Annotated in this window: 10 protein-coding genes and 1 pseudogene; 4 read left to right on the top strand and 7 right to left on the bottom strand. The window is 64.3% G+C overall.

Going from position 1 to position 12,984, the window contains the following annotated elements; translation table 11 throughout:
- Nucleotides 1–33: 33 nt before the first annotated feature.
- Nucleotides 34–1,135: pseudogene (locus tag ACWAT4_RS19080) on the bottom strand (serine hydrolase domain-containing protein).
- A gap of 57 nt (nt 1,136–1,192) precedes the next feature.
- Nucleotides 1,193–3,913 carry a bifunctional diguanylate cyclase/phosphodiesterase gene (locus tag ACWAT4_RS19085; protein WP_449731115.1) on the bottom strand — a complete coding sequence of 907 codons (2,721 nt, stop codon included), beginning with the start codon at nt 3,911–3,913 and terminating at the stop codon, nt 1,193–1,195.
- Nucleotides 3,914–4,220: 307 nt separating this feature from the next.
- On the opposite strand from ACWAT4_RS19085, the gene ACWAT4_RS19090 reads away from it, so the two are divergent.
- Complete coding sequence (locus ACWAT4_RS19090; RefSeq protein ID WP_212300847.1) at nt 4,221–4,385, top strand: Flp family type IVb pilin; 165 nt, start codon at nt 4,221–4,223, stop codon at nt 4,383–4,385.
- A gap of 5 nt (nt 4,386–4,390) precedes the next feature.
- Here ACWAT4_RS19090 and moaC read toward each other — a convergent pair whose 3' ends face one another.
- From moaC to ACWAT4_RS19110, 4 genes are read right to left on the bottom strand one after another with little or no spacing between them, the layout of a single operon-like run.
- Nucleotides 4,391–4,906 carry a cyclic pyranopterin monophosphate synthase MoaC gene (gene moaC, locus ACWAT4_RS19095; protein ID WP_212424578.1) on the bottom strand — a complete coding sequence of 172 codons (516 nt, stop codon included), beginning with the start codon at nt 4,904–4,906 and terminating at the stop codon, nt 4,391–4,393.
- A gap of 1 nt (nt 4,907) precedes the next feature.
- Nucleotides 4,908–5,729: an indole-3-glycerol phosphate synthase TrpC gene (trpC, locus tag ACWAT4_RS19100; RefSeq protein WP_449731116.1), complete on the bottom strand. Its 822-nt coding sequence runs from the start codon at nt 5,727–5,729 to the stop codon at nt 4,908–4,910.
- 7 nt (nt 5,730–5,736) lie between these two features.
- The gene (trpD, locus tag ACWAT4_RS19105) at nt 5,737–6,750 is read right to left on the bottom strand and encodes an anthranilate phosphoribosyltransferase (RefSeq protein WP_212300844.1); all 1,014 of its coding nucleotides are present in this window, start codon (nt 6,748–6,750) and stop codon (nt 5,737–5,739) included.
- A 14-nt stretch (nt 6,751–6,764) separates the two neighbouring features.
- Nucleotides 6,765–8,663 (bottom strand): SurA N-terminal domain-containing protein, encoded by a 1,899-nt coding sequence (locus ACWAT4_RS19110; RefSeq protein ID WP_449731117.1) that lies wholly within the window; start codon nt 8,661–8,663, stop codon nt 6,765–6,767.
- A gap of 276 nt (nt 8,664–8,939) precedes the next feature.
- On the opposite strand from ACWAT4_RS19110, the gene tpiA reads away from it, so the two are divergent.
- From tpiA to ACWAT4_RS19125, 3 genes are all read left to right on the top strand, one after another.
- Nucleotides 8,940–9,695, top strand: a complete 756-nt coding sequence (tpiA, locus tag ACWAT4_RS19115; RefSeq protein ID WP_449731118.1) for a triose-phosphate isomerase — start codon at nt 8,940–8,942, stop codon at nt 9,693–9,695.
- A 193-nt stretch (nt 9,696–9,888) separates the two neighbouring features.
- Nucleotides 9,889–10,278, top strand: a complete 390-nt coding sequence (gene secG, locus ACWAT4_RS19120; protein ID WP_212300841.1) for a preprotein translocase subunit SecG — start codon at nt 9,889–9,891, stop codon at nt 10,276–10,278.
- A gap of 166 nt (nt 10,279–10,444) precedes the next feature.
- Nucleotides 10,445–12,076, top strand: a complete 1,632-nt coding sequence (locus ACWAT4_RS19125; RefSeq protein WP_212300840.1) for a CTP synthase — start codon at nt 10,445–10,447, stop codon at nt 12,074–12,076.
- 55 nt (nt 12,077–12,131) lie between these two features.
- Here the strand turns inward: ACWAT4_RS19125 and ACWAT4_RS19130 are convergent, their stop codons facing one another.
- Nucleotides 12,132–12,863, bottom strand: coding sequence for an ArsR/SmtB family transcription factor (locus tag ACWAT4_RS19130; RefSeq protein ID WP_212444809.1), 732 nt, complete (start codon nt 12,861–12,863; stop codon nt 12,132–12,134).
- Nucleotides 12,864–12,984 lie beyond the last annotated feature (121 nt).

The following is a 12,984-nucleotide window of genomic DNA, read 5'->3' on the forward strand; positions in this document are numbered from 1 at the left end:
TGGCGACACGGAAAGCGGGCTTGGTCCGGTGACCTACTGATGCCAGCCGGCACGAAGCCAATCGAGCACAGCGTGGCCCGCGGAATGCCGTGAGTAATTGAGCCACGCGAAAGCCGGATGATCGCCAGGCATCAGTTGATGGACGACATCCGGCATGATCGCCATTCCATTGGAGCCGTTGGTGAAGACGACGACGGCCGACTGATCCGCTCGTGATCCGATCACGAATGCCTTGAACTGGTCGTTGTCACCCCAGTGGAAGAACGAGCCTCCATCAGGCTCCAGACCCCAGCCCAGGCCCCAAGCGATGTGCTGATCTGCGTCCGGTTGATCAGTCGATAGGCATTGAATGCAATGCTGTCGAAGCCTGATCTGCGGCTCTAGCCATTGTTTTGCAGTCTCTGGCTTGAGGCGCGCGCCGGACAGGACCGCTTGCAGGAAGCGCGCATAGTCTGCTGCGGTCGTTTGCAGCGAGGACGCGGTTACGGCCTTTGACGGCCGCCGCTTGTTGCCGGAAGCCGGCTTGGAATCATGTGGAGCTGCGTAGTCCGCTTCGAAGTCCGCGCGCCAGATAAAACTGGATCGTTTCATGTCCAGTGGATCAAAGACCAGGCGCGTGACGACATCATTGAGCGGTCTCCACGACGCGCTGCAGCCAGACAAATCCCTCGCCGGAATAGCTAAAGCGCTCGCCCGGTGGGAAATAGGTCTTGAGAGGGATGGTGCTGCTGCGCCAGTTCGGCAAGCCGGAGGATTGGCGGAGCACGTTGTGCACGGTGATCGAAGCCGCACGTGCGTCATCCCCGACGAAGTCCGGCACGTAGGTCGAAAGAGGCTTGTCCAACGACAACATTCCGTCATCGACGAGCTGAAGCACGGCGTAGGCGAAAACCGGCTTGGACAGCGAGGCAGCCTCAAAGATCGTGTTCTCGTCGACCGGTGTGCCTGTCGAGACGTCGCGGACACCAAGCGCTCTCGTTTCGACGATCTTGCCGGCGTGTATCACAGCAAAGGAAAGCCCTGGCACGCGACCGTCTCTGAGAAGCTGCTCGAGATCTGCGGCTGAACTTTGACTGGCCCAGATTGTGCCTAACCATAGGCAAGCCGTTGCTACGGACGTTCCGAGAAAACGCATCTGAGGACACCTGCGGGGGCAGCTTTCGCCAACATAGCAGACCGTGCTCCCGTGCGCCTAGCTCGCCTCGCGGCGGCGGCTTTCGTTGCCGTCGCGCCGGGCGAGACGGCTGCGGTGGAGTGCGAACAGCTCCACGACCTTGTCGGCCGGCTTTGCGGCGCTGAACAGATAGCCCTGCATTTCGGTGCAGCCGAGCGTGCGCAACAGCCGCTGCTGCTCCTCGGTTTCGACGCCTTCGGCCGTCGTCGCCATGCGGCGGGCACTGGCGAGGTTGACTACGGCCTGCACGATGCTGGCGGAGCCATCGGGACCGGCGATGTCGTTGACGAAGCAGCGGTCGATCTTGATCTTGTCGAACGGGAAGCGATGGAGGTAGCTCAGCGAGGAATAGCCGGTGCCGAAATCGTCCAGCGCAATGCGGACGCCGATGGCGCGGAGCTGGTGCAGGATCGCAAGCGCAGCGTCGTCGTCGCGGATCAGCACGGCCTCGGTGATCTCGAGCTCGAGCCGGCTCGCCGGCAGATTGGAGGCGGCCAGCGCCGCCATGATTTTCAGGGCCAGCGTGCCGCTCTTGAACTGCACCGGCGAGACGTTGACGGCGAGACGGATGTCGTCGGGCCAGCCGGCCGCGTCGCGGCAGGCGGTCGCCAGCACCCATTCGCCGATCGCGTTGATCAGCCCGGTATCCTCTGCGATCGGGATGAACTCGGCGGGCGAGACCATGCCGCGCTCGGGGTGATGCCAGCGCACCAGCGCCTCGCAGCCGGTGATGCGATCGTCCTTCAGGCTCAGGCAGGGTTGGTAATAGACCTCGAGACCGCCATGGGCGATGGCGTGGCGCAGGTCGATCTCCACCTGGCGCCGCTCGCGCACCTTCGCGTCCATTTCCGGCTCAAAGAAGCGATAGGTGCGGCGCCCGGCGGTTTTGGCGGCGTACATCGCCATGTCCGCATTCTTCAGGATCTGATCCAATGCGGTGCCGTGTCCCGGCGCCAGCGCAATGCCGATGCTGGCGTCAGTGGTGAGGTGATGGCCCATGCAGTCGAACGGCACGCGGATCGCCGCGAAGATCCGCGAGACGAGCTCGCTGACCTGATCGTGTGAGGTCACCGCGCTCTGTACGATCGCAAATTCGTCGCCACCGAGCCGCGCGACGAAGTCGGTCGGCCCGGCGCAGTCGCGCAGGCTCTTCGCCACCCACTTCAACAGCTCGTCGCCGACGAGATGGCCGAGTGCATCGTTGACGCCCTTGAATTCGTCGATGTCGATGTAATGCACCGCGATTTCTTCGCCGTGGACGATGGCGCCGAGCTCCTCGCGCAGATGTTCGTGGAACATGGCGCGGTTCGGCAGGTCGGTCAGCGCGTCGTAATGGGCGAGGTGGGTGATGCGTTCCTCGATGCGACGGCGCTCGGTGATGTCCTCATGTGTCGCCACCCAGCCGCCATCACCGAGCGGCTCGTTGACGATCTGGACCGAGCGGCCGTCGCTGGTGTCGACGACCATGGAGTTGCGCACATGGATATCGCGCAGCACGCGCGCGACATACTGGTCCACATCGCCCGTGAACGAGCCCGTCGCCTTGCGGTGCACGATGATGTCGCGGAAGCTGGAGCCGGGCTTCACGATCTCGGCCGACAGGCCGTATATTTCGATGTAGCGCTGGTTGCAGACCACGAGCCGCTTCGAAGCGTCGAACAGCAGCAGGCCCTGGGTCATGTTGTTGACGGCGCGGTCGAGGCGCTGCTTCTCCAGCGTCAGCCGCTCCCGGGAGATGCGGTGCTGCTCCAGGAGCTTGCGCACGATCGCGATCAGCACGCCGGCGATGGCGAGCGCGGACGCGCCGGCGACCGAAATCAGGATGCCGATCTGCTCGCGCCAGTCGGCAAGCGCCGCCGCGCGCGTGGTCGTTGCCATCATCAGAATTGGGAAATGGGGCAGGGCTCGCGCCGAGATCAGCCGGTCCTCGCCGTCGATCGGGCTCACGAAGCGTCCGGCGAACTGGTCGAGTCCGAAGATCCTTTGCTGCTCGAACGAGCCGTTCTTGAAATTCCGCCCCATCAGTTCGCTGGAGTGAGGATAGCGGGCGAGCAGCGTGCCATCGCGATGCAGCATCGAGATCGTTGCACCCTCGCCCAGCACGACGGAGGCGAAGAACTTCTCGAAGCCGACGGGTTCGATGCCGCGCCCGACCACGCCCATGAATTCGCCGTCGGGTCCAACGACCTTGCGCACGATCAGGATCGTCCATTGCCCGGAGACGCGGCTATAAAGCGGCTCGATCAGGACGTCTGGCGAGGAGGGAGCGTATTTGAAGGTGCGAAAATAGGCGCGATCGGCAACATTCACTTTCGGCGCCGGCCACGCCATCGACGAGTTGATCAGGTTGCCTTCGGCATCGATGACGTTGACGGCGCCCATGTAGGGCAAGGCTTCGATTTTCGAACGCAGCATCCGGTGGATGTCCTGACCGGAGAGGCGATTGCGATAGTCTTCCGTCCCTGCGATACCGATCGCGCGGACATGGTCGACGAAATCTCTCTGGATGACCGCGAAATCCTGCAATTGCTGATCGAAATGATGGGTGAGCAGCAGCACGGTGTTGTCCAGCTCGCGGCCGGAGTTGCGTAGCGCGCGTTCGCGGAAATTCTGCGCCATCAGCACCGCGCCGACTGCGATCGCCGCGATCAACAGCGTGCCGCCCACCACGAGCCAGCGGATCGGTCCGCTGCGCACGAAAGCCTGGTCAAGGAGGCGGCTGCCGTATCTCATCATCATGTCGGTTGCCGTACACACGTCAGGGTCAATTCGCGATCCCATAACATCCGTCGGTTTACGGGATCGATGTGGAGGCGGCGTTAGGAAGCGCGGTTAATGCGACATGAACCGTAACGCACAAATGCAATCGATGCGCACGGCGAGAGGCGTGCAAATTTTGCCTGCGATGGTCGCGATGACCGTCAGTTGTTGCCGGTCGCGGCCGCGTCAATCAATGCTTAACCATCTAACGCGTTGACGGTCCTCGGTGATGCACTGGCACGCGATTTGCGAGTTGGGTTTGCGACGACGCAGAGAGGATACGAGCATGAGAAAGACTTTGAAAAATTTTTGGGCCGACGAATCCGGTGCGACGGCAATCGAATACGGGCTGATCGCGGCTGGCATCGCGCTTGCCATCATCAGCGTCGTCAACGGCCTCGGCAGCAAGCTCAATGCGAAATTCGGCTCGATCAGCTCGTCGTTGAAGTAGGAGGGTCAGGCGCGGTAGTGGCCCGATTTGCCGCCGAGCTTCTCGATGAGATGGATGCCCTCGATGCGGACGCCGCGCTCCACGGCCTTGATCATGTCGTAGATGGTGAGGCAGGCGACAGAGACCGCCGTCAACGCCTCCATCTCGACGCCAGTCGGGCCGGTCACCTTGACGCTGGCACGCACCACGCAGCCCGGCAGCTTTGCGTCGGGCTCGATGTCGACAATGACCTTCGATAGCGCGAGCGGATGACAGAGCGGGATCAGCTCCGAGGTGCGCTTCGCCGCCATGATTCCGGCGATGCGCGCGGTACCGAGTACGTCGCCCTTCTTGGCATTGCCCGAAACGATCAGGTCGAGCGTCGCCTTCTCCATGATGACGCGCCCTTCGGCGACCGCGAGCCGCTCGGTTGCGGCCTTGTCGGAGACGTCGACCATACGAGCCTCGCCGGAGGCGCCGATATGAGTGAGGACAGGGCTCGCCGTCTTCGAGGGCCTGGCCTTCGCGGGCTTGCGCGCCATGTCAGCGCGTGCCCGCGGCGCGGGTCTTGGTCTCGCGCGCGAGCAGCGCGCGTGTGGCCGCAGTCACGTCGGCCTGTCGCATCAGGCTCTCGCCAACCAGGAAGGTCGACATGCCCACGCGCGCGAGCCTTGCGAGGTCGCCAGGGGTGAAGATGCCGCTCTCGCCGACCATCAGCCGCCCCTCGGGAATCAACGGCGCCAGCGTCTCGCTGGTCGCAAGCGTGGTCTCGAAGGTGCGCAGATTGCGGTTGTTGACGCCGATCATCGGCGAACGCAGCTTCAGCGCGCGGTCGAGCTCGGCGCGGTCGTGGATCTCGATCAGCACGTCCATGCCGTAGGCGAGGGCTGCGTCTTCGAGATCCGCGGCCGTGGCGTCATCGAGCGCGGCCATGATGATGAGAATGCAGTCGGCGCCATGCGCGCGTGCCTCGACGACCTGATAGGTGTCGAACAGAAAATCCTTGCGCAGCACCGGCAGCGAGGTCGCCGCGCGCGCTGCCACCATGAAGTCGAGATGGCCCTGGAACGAGGGCGTGTCGGTCAGCACCGAGAGGCAGGCCGCTCCGCCGGCCTCATAGGCCTTGGCGAGCGCCGGCGGATCGAAATCGGCGCGGATCAGCCCCTTGGAAGGCGAGGCCTTCTTCACCTCGGCGATCAGCGCGTAGTCGCCATTGGCGTGCTTGGCTTTGATCGCACGCACGAAGCCGCGCGGCGCGGCTTGCGCCTTGGCCTTGGCTTCGACGACGGAGAGCGGCTGGGCGCGCTTGGCTGCCGCGATCTCCTCGCGCTTGTAGGTTTCGATCTTGGTCAGGATGTCGGACATGACAGGCTCAGCTGTTCGAGACCGCGATCAGATGCTTAAGCCGCGCGCTCGCCGCGCCGCTGTCGAGCGATTTTGCGCCGATCGCGACGCCTTCCCTGAGGTCCTTGGCGCGGCCGGCGACGATGAGCGCGGCGGCGGCATTCAGCAGCGCGACGTCGCGATAGGGGCTCGGCTTGCCGTCGAGCACGCTTTGCAGCGCAATTGCATTGGCGTCGGCATCGCCGCCCTTGAGGGCGCCGGACTCGCAGCGCGACAGGCCGGCGTCCTCTGGCGTCACTTCGAAATTCCGGATCTCGCCATTGTGGAGCGCGGAAACGAAGGTCGGGCCGGTGAGGGTGATCTCGTCGAGGCCATCGGAGCCGTGCACCACCCAGGCGGATTCGGAGCCGAGATTCTTCAACACCTGCGCCAGCGGTTGCACCCATTGTCGCGAGAACACGCCGACCATCTGCCGCTTCACGCCGGCCGGATTGGACAGCGGCCCGAGCAGATTGAAGATCGTGCGGGTCGCGAGCTCGACCCGGGTCGGGCCGACGTTCTTCATCGCGGGGTGATGCGCCGGCGCGAACATGAAGCCGATGCCGCATTCGCGGACGCAGCGGCCGACCTGGTCGGGCCGGAGGTCGATCTTCACGCCGAGCGAGGCCAGCACGTCGGCTGCGCCCGAGCGCGACGACAGCGCGCGATTGCCGTGCTTGGCGACCGGCAGGCCGGTGCCCGCGACGATGAACGAGGCGCAGGTCGAGACGTTGACGGAGCCGGAGCCGTCGCCGCCGGTGCCGACGATATCGACGGCGTCCGCGGGGGCGTCGACCGTGAGCATCTTCGAGCGCATGGCGGTGACGGCGCCGGTGATCTCGTCCACCGTTTCGCCGCGCACGCGCAGCGCCATCAACAGCCCGCCCATCTGCGAGGGCGTGGCCTCGCCGGACATTACGGCGTCGAAGGCGGAGGCCGCCTCGTCACGCGACAGGCTGGCGCCGGTCGCCACTTTTCCAATGATCGATTTCAGGTCGTCCATCGCGTGCTTTCAACTCACTGGTTCGCGCCGGTCACTTGCGCGAAGGCGGCCTGATTAATGGTGGTCCCGATGTCGGTTTCAAGCTTGGTGACGTAGGAGGCGACCTGCTCGTCGGTCAGCGCCCGGTCGATGCCGTCCTTCAGCTTCTTGACGGCGTCGGAGGCGGTATCGACCGCGGGTTCGACGATATCGGTGACGCGGTAAACGATGACTTCGGTGCCGCCGGTCACGGGCGCCTGTCCGACGCCGTCCTTGGCGGTCCGGAAGGCGGCCGCGACGATGTTTGCGGGCACGCCAGCCGGCTGATCATCGCGCTTGAAGCCGCTGGCGGTCTCGACCTTGGCGCCGACGGCCGAGGCTTCGTCGGCGAGCTTGACGCCTTGTTCGAGCTTCTGCACCATTTCGGTCGCCTTGGTCTTCAGCTTGGCGGCGATCTGGTCCTGGCGCCAACGGGCCTCGACCTGATCGCGGACCTCGTCGAGATTGCGGTCGCGCGACGGCGTGATGGCGAGCACGTCGTACCAGACATAGCCGCCTTTGAACGAGATCGGGTCGTTGTCGACGCCGACGTCGCTGTTGAAGGCCTGCGACACCACATCGAGCCCCTGCGGAATGTTGGCAACGGTCTGCCCGTTCGGCGCGCGGCCGGAGCGGTCGACGGCATCGATGGTCACGGCGGTGAGCCCGAGCTTCTGCGCGGCCTCGGCGACGCTGGTGCCTGCGCCGCGTTCGTCCTCCATCTTGTCGCGGAGCTCGCCGACCTTGGTGCGCGCACGCTCGGTCGCGATCTGGCGCTTCACGTCGGCGGCAAATTTGGCGTAGTCGGCCTCGGCGCCCGGCTCGATCTTGTCGACCTTGACGATCGAGACGCCGAGACGCCCCTGGATCGGCTGGCTGATCTCGCCCGCGGGAAGCGCGAAGGCGGCGTCACCGACTGCGGGTTCGAGCGAGGATTTGGCCACGAGCCCGAGATCGACGTCGGTGGCGCTCAGCCCGCGCTCCTTGCCGAGGTCCTCGAAGGAGAGACCGCCGGCGAGGCGCTCGCGCGCGGCCTGCGCGTCGGCGACGTTCGGGAATACGATCTGATGGATCTGGCGCTTCTCCGGCGTGCCGAGCTGGTCCTTGCGCTGATCGAACAGCTTCTTCGCGTCGTCGTCAGAAACGTCGCTCCATTTGGCGATCTCCTCCGGCGAGATCACGGCGAAGACGATCTTGCGATATTCGGGCGCGCGGAACTGGACCTTGTGATCCTCGAAATAGGCGGCGAGCGCCTCGGGCGAGGGCGGGTCGATGGTGCCCGCCTGTGCCGTGTCGAGCCTGACGAACTCGATCGCGCGCTGTTCGTTCTGGAAGCGCGTCGCCACGTCGAGCATGGTCTTCGGCGGCTCGAGGCCGGCGCCGATCGTGCCGGTGATCTGCCGACGCAAGGCCACCTTGCGCTGCTCGGCCACGTAACGCTGCTCGGTGTAGCCGAAATTGCGGATCACGGCCTGGAAGCGGTTCGCATCGAACTTGCCGTCGACGCCCTTGAAGTTCGGGTCGTTCATGATGAGTTGCCGGATCTGGTCGTCGGACTGGCCGAGCCCGAGCCGGCGCGTGTTTTCATCCAGGGCGGCTTCAGCAATCGTCTGCTGGAGCACCTGGCGGTCGACGCCGAACGCGCGTGCCTGTTCGGGCGTCAGCGGCCGGCCGAACTGGCGGCCGATCTGCTGGAGGCGGTCGGTGTAGATCTGGCGGAACTCGTTCAGCGAGATCTCGGTGTGGCCGACCTTGGCGACCGTGGACTGCCCGAAGCCCCGGAAAATGTCGGCGATGCCCCAAATGCCGAAGCTGATGATCAACACGCCCATCACGACGGCCATGATGGTCTTGCCGACCCAGTTTGATGAGGCCTTGCGCATTCCTCGAAGCATTTGGTCCAACTTGTTTGGCAGGAGGGGAACGGGAGCGCGTCTTAATGCAGATTCCGCAAAAGCGCGTCACCAAATTGATATGCCATCATAAAGTGGCGGCTTTCCCCCCGCAACCTCAGGCCAGGCCGCCTGAGACTGCGGTTAAAGGCCCCAAGGCGCTTTCTAAGGAAGTGGCCCCCGGGTTCGCGTCGGGAAAACGCGTCAAAACAAGAATCTGGAACTGCAGCAGGACCTCTGCTAGCGCATGCACAAACCTCATTCTGCTGGAAAATTGACATGACCGATGCCATCCGACCGCTGATCGCCGGCAACTGGAAAATGAACGGTATGAAGGCCGCGGCCGCCGAATTCGACGCCATGCTCGATGGCGCGGCAGACGTCGCCGGCAAGGCCGATCTGCTGGTCTGTCCGCCCGCGACCTTGATTGCGGCTTTTGCGGAGAAGGGGCGCGGCAAGAAGGTCGCCGTGGGGGCCCAGGATTGCCATCCCAAGGCCTCTGGCGCCCATACCGGCGATATCGCGGCCGAAATGCTGGTTGACGCGGGGGCGACCGCTATCATCGTCGGCCATTCCGAGCGCCGTGCCGACCACGGTGAGGGCGATGCCCTGATCCGGCAGAAGGCGGAAGCGGCCTGGCGGGCCGGGGTGGTCGCGATCGTCTGTATCGGTGAAACGCAAGCCCAGCGCGATGCCGGCCAGACCCTGGAGGTCCTCCGTGGCCAGCTCAACGGCTCGCTGCCGGACGGTTCCACGGCCGCCAATCTGGTCGTGGCCTATGAGCCGGTCTGGGCGATCGGCACGGGACTGACGCCCACGGCCAAGGATGTGGAGCAGATTCATGGCTTTATCCGGGAACTTCTGACCTCCCGGTTCAAGCCGGAGGGGGCCAAGATGCGAATCCTCTACGGCGGTTCGGTCAAGCCCTCGAATGCGGCTGAGCTGATGGCGGTGAAGAACGTCAACGGCGCTCTGGTCGGCGGCGCCAGCCTGAAGGCGGCCGATTTCCTTGCCATTGCCAAGGGCTGCCCTTAGCTCAAGGGCTGCCCTTAGCTCAAGGGCTGCCCTTAGCTAAAGCGCTGCCCCCAGCTGGGCGTAAAGCGCGGACCGTGGCCGATCGGGGGTGGCAATGCCCCTTCCGATCGTGTAACACCGCGCAACTTCAGGAAAACCCGCGAAGCGCGATCGGCCGCCGTCAGGCGCCGCCCGCTTGTGACGGAAGGATACTATGCAGACTGTTGTCATCGTCATCCACCTCATGATCGTTGCCGTCATGATCGGTGCCGTCCTGCTCCAGAAGTCGGAAGGCGGCGGCCTCGGCATGGGCGGCGGCGCGGGCTTCATGTCGAGCCGCGGTACCGCGAATCTTCTGTCGCGCACCACCGCGATCCTCGCTGCCGGCTTCTTCCTGACCAGCCTGTTCCTGTCTTGGTACGCCGGCTACAACCGCGCGCCGTCCTCGATCATCGGCCAGCCGGCGTCGCAGACCCAGCCGGCCGGTGGCGCGCCGATCTCGGCGCCGACCTCGGGCGGCATTCTGGATACGCTGAAGAAGGCGGACGAGCAGCAGCAGGCCCCGGCAGCGCCGAGCGGCCCGCAGGTGCCTCGCTCGCAATAAAGCAGGGGGGCCATGCAGGACGGCGGCTAGCGTCCTGCATCAATAATCCCCATCAAGGCTCTGTCACCACTCTTCGTTTTGGCTCACCCACAGGCCCGCAGATTCTTTGGGGCGGAATGCGAATCGCTTTGGCGAATCGGATTCGAGGGATTAGAGGTTAGGTCCCATGGCGCGGTACATATTCATCACCGGCGGCGTGGTTTCTTCGCTCGGCAAGGGTCTGGCTTCAGCGGCACTCGGTGCCCTGCTGCAGGCCCGGGGCTACAAGGTCCGCCTCCGCAAGCTCGATCCCTATCTCAATCTCGATCCCGGAACGATGTCGCCGTATCAGCACGGCGAAGTGTTCGTGACCGATGACGGCGCGGAGACCGATCTCGATCTCGGTCACTACGAGCGCTTCACCGGGCGGCCTGCGACCAAGCAGGACAACATCACGACGGGGCGCATCTACCAGGACATCATCTCGAAGGAACGCCGCGGCGATTATCTCGGCGCGACCATCCAGGTGGTGCCGCACGTCACCAACGCGATCAAGGAGTTCGTCCTCTCCGGCAACGACGATTACGACTTCGTGCTGGTCGAGATCGGCGGCACCGTTGGCGACATCGAGGGCCTGCCGTTCTTCGAGGCGATCCGCCAGCTCAAGAACGAGCTGCCGCGCGACCACGCCGTCTACATCCATCTGACGCTGCTGCCCTACATCCCGAGCGCCGGTGAGCTCAAGACCAAGCCGACGCAGCACTCGGTGAAGGAGCTGCGCTCGATCGGCATCCAGCCGGACATCCTGCTGTGCCGTACCGATCGCGAGATCCCGAAGGAGGAGCGGCGCAAGCTCGGTCTGTTCTGCAACGTGCGCGAAAGCGCCGTGATCGAGGCGCGCGACGTCGACAACATCTATGCGGTGCCCGAGGCCTACCACGACGCCGGTCTCGACGACGAAGTGCTTGCTGCGTTCGGCATCGGCTCGCGGATTCCGCCGGCGCTGCAGAGCTGGCAGAAGATCAACGAGCGCGTCCGCAATCCCGAAGGCAACGTCACCATCGCCATCGTCGGCAAGTACACCGGCATGAAGGATGCGTATAAGTCGCTGATCGAGGCGCTCTCGCATGGCGGCATCGCCAACAAGGTGAAGGTCAATCTCGACTGGATCGAGAGCGAGATCTTCGAGAAGGAAGATCCGGCGCCGTTCCTCGAGCACGTCAACGGCATCCTGGTGCCCGGTGGTTTCGGCCAGCGCGGTGCGGAAGGCAAGATCCGCGCGGCGCAGTTCGCGCGCGAGCGCGACGTGCCGTATTTCGGCATCTGCTTCGGCATGCAGATGGCGGTAATCGAGGCGGCCCGAAATCTCGTCGGCATCGAGGACGCCAACTCCACCGAGTTCGGCCCGACCAAGGAGCCCTTGGTCGGCCTGATGACGGAATGGCTGCGCGGCAACGAGCTCGAGAAGCGCTCGCAGGCCGGCGACCTCGGCGGTACGATGCGCCTCGGCGCGTACCCCGCCGCGCTGAACCGCGGCAGCCGCGTCTCAGAGGTCTATGGCGGCGCGACCGAGATTTCCGAGCGCCACCGTCATCGCTACGAGGTCAACACCGCCTACAAGGATCGGCTCGAGCAGCACGGCCTGAAGTTCTCCGGCCTCTCGCCCGACGGCGTGCTGCCGGAGATCGTCGAGTACGAGGATCACCCCTGGTTCATCGGTGTCCAGTTCCACCCCGAGCTGAAGTCGCGGCCGTTCGAGCCGCACCCGCTGTTCGCCTCGTTCATCGCGGCGGCGGCGAAGCAGAGCCGGCTGGTGTAGCATCGCAAGTGACCCCTCACGGCGAGGAGGCGCGCTTGCACAGAAAGCAGCGCGCCTACGCTCCAACCTTGAGGTCCGGCGGGTCGTCTCGAAGACCCAAATGATCAAGGCCAAAGTTCTCGCGAAGACCGGCCTGGCCAGCACTCGTCAATTGCACAGCTCGTGTATCATCCACTCGGATGAGCCAATTCAGCTCCATGCAGCGTCGTTGGATCTCTGCGCCGACGTGACCGGCGATGTGATATCGGCGTTCGCTCCAGTCGAGGCATGGCTTGCAGAAGATGCGCTTGCTTTTGCGCTTCTGGCTCAGATCGACGCCAAACTCCGTCAACATCCTGACGCCGGCATCGGTGACATCGCCGCCATCTTCGTCGAGGACGATGCAACCGCTGGCGATCAGGGAGTCTGCAATCGCAACGCCCAGTCGACCCGCCAAATGATCGTAGCAAGTGCGTCCGAACCGCAGCGCTGCGTCACGCGCGGATCGAGGTTGATATCGCTGAGGGACCTCGAGAGCAGCCACCAGCTTGATGCTCTCAAGCATGCTCGCAACCAGCGGTGAGGCAATGCGGTAATACCGATAGCTGCGCTTCCTCGTCACCGAGATGAGCCGCGCCTCGACCATTTTGGACAGGTGCTCACTGGCTGTCGGTCGCGAAATTCGTGCAAGGAACGCCAACTCGCTTCCGGTGAGGGATTGTCCGCCCATGAGGGCCGACAACATGGTGGCGCGCGCCGTATCACCGACGAGCGCTGCAACCTCGACCAAATTCGCCGCTGCAACCATAGTGTCCTCTACCATCGTCCGCGTCGGATCAACAAGCGACGTGAGTTCGGCACGTACCGAACTTACGACCGGAGACATTTGGCTCGTCGGATGCGACAGAGTTGAAGTTGCTTAGTCCACT

The sequence above is a fragment of the Bradyrhizobium sp. T-1 genome (genome assembly GCF_053592855.1).

Coding starts and splice junctions, on each gene's coding strand:
- moaC (WP_212424578.1), bottom strand. CDS start 4,906: ATGGCGCGCAAGCCCGCGAAGGCCAGGCCCTCGAAGACGGCGAGCCCT.
- trpD (WP_212300844.1), bottom strand. CDS start 6,750: ATGGACGACCTGAAATCGATCATTGGAAAAGTGGCGACCGGCGCCAGC.
- trpC (WP_449731116.1), bottom strand. CDS start 5,729: ATGTCCGACATCCTGACCAAGATCGAAACCTACAAGCGCGAGGAGATC.
- ACWAT4_RS19110 (WP_449731117.1), bottom strand. CDS start 8,663: ATGCTTCGAGGAATGCGCAAGGCCTCATCAAACTGGGTCGGCAAGACC.
- ACWAT4_RS19130 (WP_212444809.1), bottom strand. CDS start 12,863: ATGGTTGCAGCGGCGAATTTGGTCGAGGTTGCAGCGCTCGTCGGTGAT.
- ACWAT4_RS19090 (WP_212300847.1), top strand. CDS start 4,221: ATGAGAAAGACTTTGAAAAATTTTTGGGCCGACGAATCCGGTGCGACG.
- ACWAT4_RS19125 (WP_212300840.1), top strand. CDS start 10,445: ATGGCGCGGTACATATTCATCACCGGCGGCGTGGTTTCTTCGCTCGGC.
- tpiA (WP_449731118.1), top strand. CDS start 8,940: ATGACCGATGCCATCCGACCGCTGATCGCCGGCAACTGGAAAATGAAC.
- secG (WP_212300841.1), top strand. CDS start 9,889: ATGCAGACTGTTGTCATCGTCATCCACCTCATGATCGTTGCCGTCATG.
- ACWAT4_RS19085 (WP_449731115.1), bottom strand. CDS start 3,913: ATGATGATGAGATACGGCAGCCGCCTCCTTGACCAGGCTTTCGTGCGC.